At 70.4% G+C, this 8,314-nt stretch carries 8 protein-coding genes; 2 read left to right on the top strand and 6 right to left on the bottom strand.

Annotated elements, in window-relative coordinates; translation table 11 throughout:
* Positions 1-1,296: 1,296 nt before the first annotated feature.
* The 5 genes from rpsT to BLR49_RS11475 form a co-directional block, all read right to left on the bottom strand.
* Positions 1,297-1,557 (bottom strand): 30S ribosomal protein S20, encoded by a 261-nt coding sequence (gene rpsT / locus BLR49_RS11495; RefSeq protein ID WP_086614450.1) that lies wholly within the window; start codon positions 1,555-1,557, stop codon positions 1,297-1,299.
* A 227-nt stretch (positions 1,558-1,784) separates the two neighbouring features.
* Positions 1,785-2,414 (bottom strand): type II toxin-antitoxin system PemK/MazF family toxin, encoded by a 630-nt coding sequence (locus BLR49_RS11490; RefSeq protein ID WP_092537744.1) that lies wholly within the window; start codon positions 2,412-2,414, stop codon positions 1,785-1,787.
* A gap of 31 nt (positions 2,415-2,445) precedes the next feature.
* Complete coding sequence (locus BLR49_RS11485; RefSeq protein ID WP_245690660.1) at positions 2,446-3,300, bottom strand: ABC transporter permease; 855 nt, start codon at positions 3,298-3,300, stop codon at positions 2,446-2,448.
* 5 nt (positions 3,301-3,305) lie between these two features.
* Positions 3,306-4,151 (bottom strand): ABC transporter permease, encoded by an 846-nt coding sequence (locus BLR49_RS11480; RefSeq protein WP_086614448.1) that lies wholly within the window; start codon positions 4,149-4,151, stop codon positions 3,306-3,308.
* Positions 4,151-5,173: an ABC transporter ATP-binding protein gene (locus BLR49_RS11475; RefSeq protein WP_092537742.1), complete on the bottom strand. Its 1,023-nt coding sequence runs from the start codon at positions 5,171-5,173 to the stop codon at positions 4,151-4,153. Before BLR49_RS11475 ends, BLR49_RS11480 begins: the two co-directional genes overlap by 1 nt.
* Positions 5,174-5,361: 188 nt before the next feature.
* On the opposite strand from BLR49_RS11475, the gene BLR49_RS11470 reads away from it, so the two are divergent.
* Both BLR49_RS11470 and BLR49_RS11465 read left to right on the top strand, forming a co-directional pair.
* Complete coding sequence (locus BLR49_RS11470; protein ID WP_245690658.1) at positions 5,362-6,729, top strand: sensor histidine kinase; 1,368 nt, start codon at positions 5,362-5,364, stop codon at positions 6,727-6,729.
* A gap of 74 nt (positions 6,730-6,803) precedes the next feature.
* Complete coding sequence (locus BLR49_RS11465) at positions 6,804-7,448, top strand: response regulator (RefSeq protein ID WP_092537754.1); 645 nt, start codon at positions 6,804-6,806, stop codon at positions 7,446-7,448.
* On the opposite strand, the gene trpA is transcribed toward BLR49_RS11465, so the two are convergent.
* Entirely contained in the window at positions 7,445-8,314 is an 870-nt protein-coding gene (gene trpA, locus BLR49_RS11460; protein WP_092537738.1) for a tryptophan synthase subunit alpha, read from the bottom strand. The two genes, BLR49_RS11465 and trpA, sit on opposite strands and share 4 nt — an antisense overlap.

Raw genomic sequence — 8,314 nt, 5'->3', positions numbered from 1 at the left:
CACCCCGCCACAACGAAGCGTCAACACCAAGCACGAAGCAACGAAGCACGCGACGACGAAACCAACGAAGCACGAAGCCAACGACGCAACGAACAAACGCGAAGCGAAGCAACGAAGCAAGCAACAACGACAACGAAGCAACGACGCGACGACGCGCACGCCGCCCGCCCAACCCCGACGACGCGAGGCGACGACGCCAGCGCAAACACAACGAAGGGCGGGGGTAGTCAACCCCCCGCCCCCATCGCCCGGATCGCCACGCGTATAGGTCCTGACATCGCGCGCATGTTTCAAGGTCGGTCTACATCATCCCGCTACCGGAGTACCAACCCCGCAAGAACCTTCACCTCAGCCACGCTGCCAAGCCAACCGGGGCCGCCCCCTACCCCGTACCGGCTTGCACTATACGCCCGCCAGCGCGCCCTACGCGAGCGCCTCCGGCCCGCCCTGCCCAACCGCCACCCTCGACCTCGACGACACACGCGACGGCGGCCGCGCCCTCGACGCCCTTCGCCAGCCGGTGAGTCCCGCACCCGGCGCCACGCAACCACCAAGCGATGTTCCACGCCTGTTCCATGAGCACCGCTCAACCCCGACTATTCGTTGCAATCACGGGGTGTCCTGCATACGTGGAGGGTTCGGGGATGAAGAGGACGTTGTCGGCAACAGGGCGCCGCCCGACAACGACCTCCCGGGCCTGAACACGACCACTCCACCGCAACCGCAGCCAGAACCACCGCACCCCCAAACCTGAAGAGCCGCTAGTCCGGGCCGGTGCCTGGCATCCGCGGGCAGATGTGCGGGCCGTGGGAACACGGTCCCCGCGGGCAAGGGCTCTGCCCGATCTGCCAGGCCCCGATGAAGAAGTCCGGCCGCACCACCACATACCCAGCGGCGGATGCGCACCGCCTGCCGGGCCCCGGCCGCCGCGCCCCTGGTGCTGGTCCGCCTGCTCCCGCCCGCCCCGCCCGGCCAGGCGTGCTCCCAGGTGTACACCGACTGTGCATCGGCGCTGAACCGACACCAGTTCGGACCGCCTTGCGGCGGTTCGGACCCCCTTGCGCCGGTTTGGACCGCCGTTGTGTGCGGTGTGGGCGGTTTGATGTCTCAGGGCATCGGTGACAGTTGGTGTGTCGGGGCTTGACACACAGCGCGCCTCCCCCGACACGCCGCTCTAAAGTCCACATTCGCGCCGATAACCCCGGTGTGTCGCGCGGCAGAGAGCCGGGCAGACGCGAGGAGGGGCGTCTCTCCGGTGAGAGACGCCCCTCCTCGCGCAGCTAGATGCGCGACAGGTCACATGGCGTTGACGCGCTTGGCCAGCTTGGACTTGCGGTTGCGAGCCTGGTTGCGGTGAATGACGCCCTTGGAGACGGCCTTGTCCAGCTTGCGGCAGGCCTTGCGCAGGTGCTCCTCGGCGGCCTGCTTGTCGCCGGCCTCAACGGCCTCGCGCGTACGACGCACGTAGGTCTTGAGCTCGGACTTGACGGCCTTGTTGCGCAGACGGGCCTTCTCGTTGGTCTTGATGCGCTTGATCTGAGACTTGATGTTCGCCACTGTGAGTGAAGCTTTCTGGTGTCTGAATGGTCAATGGCCGGAGAGAGGGTTGGCGCCGCGGGCGGACTTGAGGTGGTGGAAGCACCCGGCAGGCCCGGTCGCCGGACCCCGAAGCCGGCCAGGCCAGAGGTCCGAGGGCACTCTAGCACCGGATGCGTTGGCGATTCTCGGTCGGAAACCGCCCGACGACGTGAGGTGCGTCGCGACGTGGCCGACTTTGGCGGGCGTCAGGCCCAGTGCGCGCGCAGGGCGACTACGACGCCGTCGAAGGTGGAGCGCTTCATGGTGGCGCCCTCGCGGCGCACCACCTCCGGTTCGACGAGCAGCAGACGGTCCAGACGTACCTCGCTGGGGCGGCCCTTGGGGTCCCAAGGTCCGGTGCCGACATCGTGCCAGTAGCGCCCCCAGCGGGCCTCCTGGGCGGCGTCGAGATCGTGGTCCTTGCTGGTCAGCTGGGAGACGACGAGCCGGTTGCCGTGCCGGGCCAGGACGAGCACGGGGCGGTCCTTGCCCTGGGTCGCGTCCTCCTCGAAGGGCACCCAGGTCCACACCACTTCGCCGGGGTCGGCGTCGCCGTCCGGGTCGGGGGAGTAGGCGAACTTCGGCAGTCCCAGAGAGGCGACGTCGTAGACGTCGACGCCGTCGTGCGCGCCGGCGCGGGGGCTGTGGGCGGAGGCCGGGGAGGCGGTACGCGCGGCACGCTTGGCCGTGCCGACCTGCTTCGCCGTGGGCCGGGAGACGCTCCGCTTGCGCGACTTCTCCTGGGTGGCCAGCTCCTCCTCGAGCACGTCGGTTATGGTCTCCTTGGCGGCGGAGGTGAAGATCCGGGCGATCCGCTTGAGCAGTGGGGAGGGCATGGGCAGACCCTACCGGAGAGCCGAGTAGGCTCTAGACCCGGGGCGTTGCCCGTCCGGCCATGTACACCAGCAGTGCCCAGAAGACCGCGCCGCCCACCGCGGACCAGGCCAGGAGGGGGCCGATGCCGGCCCAGTCCAGGCCGCCGGCGTCGGTCAGAGCGCTCGAGCCGAGCGTCAGCGCCCGCGTCACCAGCGAGTACGGCCACAGCCCCGCCAGCGTCCGTGACTGGTAGGCCACGGCGATGCCGATCACGGTTCCCACCAGCCCCAGGGCCACGGGCGTGGCGAAGGACCGCATGAGCATCGACAGGGTCGACTGCAAGCCCACCAGCGGCACCGCCGCTACCACCGCCAGCAGCGCCGAGACCGTGAAGCCGAGGGGTACGCCCCCGTCCAGGTGCAGGAACACCAGCCCGGACAGCCATGTGGCGATGACCAGGAGCATCTGCATGACCAGCACCGGGACCAGTACCACCGCAGTCTTTGCCAAGGCGACCGCTGCGGGTGAGTGCGGCATCGTGGCCATGCAGTTCCAGGATGAGCCCCGGTGCTCAGGGCGCCAGGCGGCTGCCAGGATCAGGGCGACGGCGACCGAGAAGAAGAACAGTCCGTAGAACAACGTGACCTGGCCGGTCAGCGACTCCCAGGTCGCCGCCAGGGCCCCCTGGTTCATGGCGAAGTTGACGGATCCGGAGACGACGGCGAGCACCGGCAGCGCCACCACGATCCACCACACCGGGGACCGGCGCAGTTTGAGCGCCTCCACCGCCAACAGCGCGGGCCACCAGGCTCGCCCCATGGGGCGGTCGCGGCAGGTACCGGGTACGCCGGAGCGGGTCGCAGGTGCGGCAGCGTCAGAGCCTTCGGAGAGGGAGGGCGCGGGCATGACGATCACCTTTCCATCCGGTCAAGTCGGGCGGTCATTACGTGGAAGCAGCCGGCGGCCAGGCACAGGAACCCCGAAATCCAACTCAGCGCCGGCATGACGATCGCCACCTCGCCCAGGTGAGTGCCGGTCTGGGTGACGGGGCAGATCAACGCCCAGTAGCCCCACGGCAGCAGGCGCGCCAACCACTGCGGCGCGAGAAACATGTACACGGCGATAAACGCCCCCAGCAGGCCGATCCCCACGCACAGGATCTGGTTGTCGACGACGGCGGCGAGCAGGATATGCAGCGCACACACGGCCAGGTCGACGGCGATCAGCCCGACGGTGTATCCGGCCCACACCCCGATTGGCAGCGGCACGGTGGCGCCGACGGCGCGGGCCACACCCACCAGCGCCACCGTCTGCAGCGCGAGCGTCGGCACGAGCACGATCGCCAACGCGGCGAGCTTGGCCCGACACAGCCGTCCCGGCGTCAGGCCCGCCGTCGCCGCCAGGTACCAGCCACCGTCGTGCTCAATGTCCGTCAGTCGGCTGGCTGTGACGGACACCAGGATCGGGGAGAACAGGGCGCTCACCAACGCGTACTGCAGCAGCAGCGCCTCCCAGGGACGCGCGGACGGATCATCCAGACCCGCCCGGGAGGACTCGGACAACGGCGCGGCGAACAGGACGGCGATCACCGCCAGTACGACGACGACCACCGCCAGGCGCAGACGCCGCATCTTGACCAGTTCCAGCCGGACGGAGGCGGCGAAGGAGAGGCGCTGCCCGGCAGTGGACGGAGACGTGGAGCCACCGCGTTCGCGCAGACCGACGGAGGGGGCGATGGCTCTGGGCGACCTGCTCATCACAGCACCCTCGCTCCGCCGGTCAGGTCCATGAAGACGTCCTCCAGGCTCTGCGGCTCGCGCCGCAGCTCGTGCACGGGCACGCCCTCCGCCACCAGGCGCCGCACCAGCTCGGCGACGGCGTCGGGCGCCAGCCCATGAATGCGCACGCCCGCCTGTGTGGGAGTCATGACGCTCCTGCCATCCGGCGCGGGCCCGGCCCCTTCGGTACCCCCGAGTCCGGCCAGCAGCCCCGGAGCAACCGCCTGCGGGCGGGGGGTGACCAGGAGCAGATCCGGCACCGAATGACGCATCAGCTCGGCGCGCGTGCCCTGAAAGACGAGCCTGCCGGCCGAGAGAATGCCGAGCACACCTGCCATGCGGTCGATCTCATCGAGCAGGTGACTGGAGACCAACACCGTCACCCCCTCGCCCGCCAAGGACATCAGCAGGTTGCGGATCTCCTCGATGCCGGCGGGGTCCAACCCGTTGGTCGGTTCATCCAGGATGAGCAGCTCGGGCTCGCGGGCCAGCGCCATGGCGATGCCCAGGCGCTGCTTCATACCCATCGAATAGGTCCTTACCAGCCGGTCCCGGTGCTCGGTCAGACGCACCAGCTCCAGCGCCCGCTCCACCTGCGCCTGCCGCAGTCCCAGCATGCGCTGTACCAGGCGCATGTTCTCGGCCCCGGTGAGGTGCCCGTAGCCGGGCGGCTGCTCGATCATGGAGCCGATGCGCGCCATGAGCGCTCCCCGGTGGCGTCGGTCGAGCGGGGATCCGAACAGGCGGACGCTCCCGGAGGTCGGCGTGAGCAGGCCGAGCAGCAGCTTCATGGTCGTGGACTTGCCCGAGCCGTTGGGACCCAGGAAGCCGTAGACGACGCCGCGGGGGATAACCAGGTCGAGGCGGTCTACGGCGGTGCGGGCGGCGGCGCCCCTGCCGAAGGTCTTGGTCAGGGCGTGGGTGGCGACGACGACGTCCGTTTGCCGCGCTACGACGTCTCCCGCGGCCGGCCCGGGGCGGGGGAAGGTGACTGTGTGCATACCTCGCAGCATTCCGCTGCGCGCCGCCCATGACATCGGGCCCGGGTCCGAAACTCGAGACCGAACCCACCACTGCACTCATACCCGGGTATGACGACCCGACTCCCGCCGTGCCGCTACCGTCGCATACCGGATGGCGGCCCGGCTGAGGGGCATTCCCGCATACGGGCGGAGAGGCGGGGACAGAGATGAACGACGACGAGGCGGCGGGCCCGTCGACACCGGGAGCGTTCAGCGGTATTCGGCGGCATCTCCCGCGGACCCGTCCGGGCGCGGCAGACACGCTGCTGGCCGCCGGCCTGGCCTATGTATGCGCATGGAATCCGCCCACGCTCCTGGAGTCACCGACCGGCGCAGGCCTGCGTGCGGCAATGTTCGACTCTGGCGCATACGTCATCATCCTCGCGGTGTGCTGCGTGGCCATCGCCTTGCGCCGCCTCGCTCCGACTGCGGCCGTCGCCGCGATCGGCGTGGCTCTCACCGCCCACGTGCTGATCTTCGACGGGCTCTCCATCCTCGCCGTGGTCGCCTGCCTGGTGGCGGCAGAGACCTGCACCAGCCGCGTGCCGCGTCCCCGCGCCTGGATCCTGCTCGTGGCGGGCTACGTTGGTGCCGCGACCGGCTCCCTGCGCGCCGGCCACCTGATCGAACCGCCCACGCCCGCATCCGGTCTGATCATCGTGGTGGTGGCGTGGGCCTTCGTCACCGTGGCCGCCCTGACGGGCCTGCTGCGCCGCCGCTCGCGCGAGCGGGTCGAACACGCCCTGGAACGCGCCGAGCTGCTGGTCGCCCACCAGGAGACCGAGTGGCGCCTGGCGGTGGTGGCCGAACGCCAGCGCATCGCCCGTGACGTGCACGACCTGCTGGGACACTCCCTGTCTGTCATCGGCATGCAGGCCGCGGGTGCCCGGGCCGTGCTGGAGGCCGATCCCGACGCCGCCGGGCGGGCGCTCGCGGTCATCGGGCAGACCTCCCGGGACGCCGTAGACGAGGTACGTGGCCTGGTCGACGTCCTGCGCGCCGATGGCGAGGCTCCCGATGCTGCGCAGTCCGCGGGCTGCCCGCCCACCTCTCCCGGGCCGTGGCCCGCTCCTGTCCCGGTGCCGGGACTCGACGATATGGCGCACCTGGTCGCCGGGGCGCGCCGGGCCGGCCTGCCGGTCACCCTGAAGCTGTACCTCGACGGCGATGTGCCGGAACCGGTCGATGAAGCCGTATACCGCTGCGTCCAGGAGGCGCTGACCAATGTGCTGCGGCACGCGGCCGGCGCCCCCACCGTGGTGAGACTGTGCGTGCAGGCAGAGTCGGTTGAGGTTGTCGTCGAGAACCTGGCACCCGCGTCGGCTGCTTCGGAGGAGGCAGAGTCGGCGGGCACAGACCGCGACGGGCCCGGCCCCAATCCCCGGCGGGGTGTGGGGCTGGCGGCTATGCGTGAGCGCCTCGCCGCCGTCGGCGGGTTCCTCCAGGCCGGGCCGCGTCTGGAGGGTGGTTGGCGGGTGCACGTAGTCGTGCCCGCAGCGGGGCGGGAGGCACAGGACTCGGAGGGCGCCGCGTGAGTTCGTCATACACAGCAAGCAGCATCAGGATCGCGCTCGTGGATGACGAGCCGCTGTTCACCGCAGGGCTGGCCATGTTGCTGGGGGCGCAGGCGGACATGGAGGTCGCCTGGCAGGCCACGGACGGTCATCAGGCGCTGTGGCACGCGCAGACCGATCCGGTGGATGTGATCTTGCTAGACGTGCAGATGCCGGGACTCGACGGCCTGGCCACCACCCACCGCCTGATCGAGGCGGGGATACAGGGCCGCATCGTCATCCTGACCACCTTTGATGTGGATGAGTACGTAATGGGTGCCATCGAGGCCGGCGCCGCCGGCTTCTTGTTGAAGAACACGCCGCCGGAGCGCCTGATCGAGGCAGTGCGCACCGTGCACGCCGGCGACTGCGTCATCTCGCCCGGGCCGACGCGACGCCTGCTCACCGCCGTACGCACCGGCTGGAAGGAGCGCGCAGAGGCCGCATCACCGCAGCGTTGGTCGCTGCCGCCCGGGCTGACCGAGCGGGAGACCGAAATACTCGCGCTGGTGGCGCGGGGGCTGACCAATCAGGAAATCTGCGATCGGCTGTGGCTGTCCATGGCGACCGTGAAGACGCACGTTTCCCACCTGCTGGCCAAGACCGGGGCGCGGGACCGGGTGCAGCTGGTACTGCTGGCACTGCGCACCGGCGTCGTCGATCTCGACGAGCTGCTCGCCGGCGCCGCTTCGCCGGGCTAGGGGGCGGGGCGGGTGGCGGCCTTCATGGCGGCGACGAAGTCGCGCAGCTCGGCCTGGAGGGCCTGCATGGCGGTGGTGTACTGCTGCGAGTCGGTGCCCGCCTCGGCGGCAGCCGCCGCCAGGGTCGGAGCGTGCGCCTCCACGATCTTGACCACGGCCGAGCCGGAGATCGCCCCGTCCGCTCCCGCCTCGATCGCCTCGGCCACCTGTGCCGGGGCGGAGATGCCGAAGCCCAGCATCACCGGCGCGGCGGCGTCCTGCCGCAGCCGCGCCACCGACTGCGCCAGCCCCACGGTGGAGGAGGCCCGTTCGGTGCCGGTCACTCCGGCTCGGGACACCGCGTACACGTAGCCGCGGGAGGCCGCAGCCACCGCATCCAGCGTCTGGGCGGACGCCGACGGCGGAGCGATGTAGACGGCATCAATCCCGGCGGCCGCCGCGGCCGCCGAGAACTCCGCGGACTCACGCACCGGCACATCCGGTAGTAGCACCGAGTCGATGCCGGCGGCGGCGCACCGGCGGTAGAACTCCTCCAGGCCGATCGCGAAGGGCACATTGCCGTAGATGAGCATGCCGATGGGCAGCTCCGGGTGGCGCCCGCGCACCCGCGCCACCACCTCCAGGCAGTCGGCGAGACTCGCCCCGGCGCCCAGCGCCCGCAGGTGGGCGCGCTGAATGGTCGGTCCGTCAGCCACCGGGTCGGAGAAGGGCACACCCAGCTCCAGGGCGTCCGCGCCGCCGTCGATGAGCGCCTCGATGATCGCCTCGGAGGCGGCGGGGGTCGGGTCGCCGACCATGACGAAGGGCACGAAGGCGCCCTCGTCGGCGTCGGCCAGGCGGGAGAACATGGCGGGATAACGGCTCAT

This window comes from Actinomyces ruminicola (assembly GCF_900103885.1).
Lineage (GTDB): Bacteria > Actinomycetota > Actinomycetes > Actinomycetales > Actinomycetaceae > Actinomyces > Actinomyces ruminicola.
Note: the sequence above shows the minus strand (reverse complement) of the source record. Positions and strands in the feature narration are given on the sequence as shown.

What these genes read in the sequence shown, in the direction of transcription:
- trpA (WP_092537738.1), bottom strand. Translation starts at nt 8,314, where the DNA reads ATGAGCCGTTATCCCGCCATGTTCTCCCGCCTGGCCGACGCCGACGAG.
- BLR49_RS11475 (WP_092537742.1), bottom strand. Translation starts at nt 5,173, where the DNA reads ATGCACACAGTCACCTTCCCCCGCCCCGGGCCGGCCGCGGGAGACGTC.
- BLR49_RS11480 (WP_086614448.1), bottom strand. Translation starts at nt 4,151, where the DNA reads ATGAGCAGGTCGCCCAGAGCCATCGCCCCCTCCGTCGGTCTGCGCGAA.
- BLR49_RS11470 (WP_245690658.1), top strand. Translation starts at nt 5,362, where the DNA reads ATGAACGACGACGAGGCGGCGGGCCCGTCGACACCGGGAGCGTTCAGC.
- BLR49_RS11465 (WP_092537754.1), top strand. Translation starts at nt 6,804, where the DNA reads ATGTTGCTGGGGGCGCAGGCGGACATGGAGGTCGCCTGGCAGGCCACG.
- BLR49_RS11485 (WP_245690660.1), bottom strand. Translation starts at nt 3,300, where the DNA reads ATGCCCGCGCCCTCCCTCTCCGAAGGCTCTGACGCTGCCGCACCTGCG.
- BLR49_RS11490 (WP_092537744.1), bottom strand. Translation starts at nt 2,414, where the DNA reads ATGCCCTCCCCACTGCTCAAGCGGATCGCCCGGATCTTCACCTCCGCC.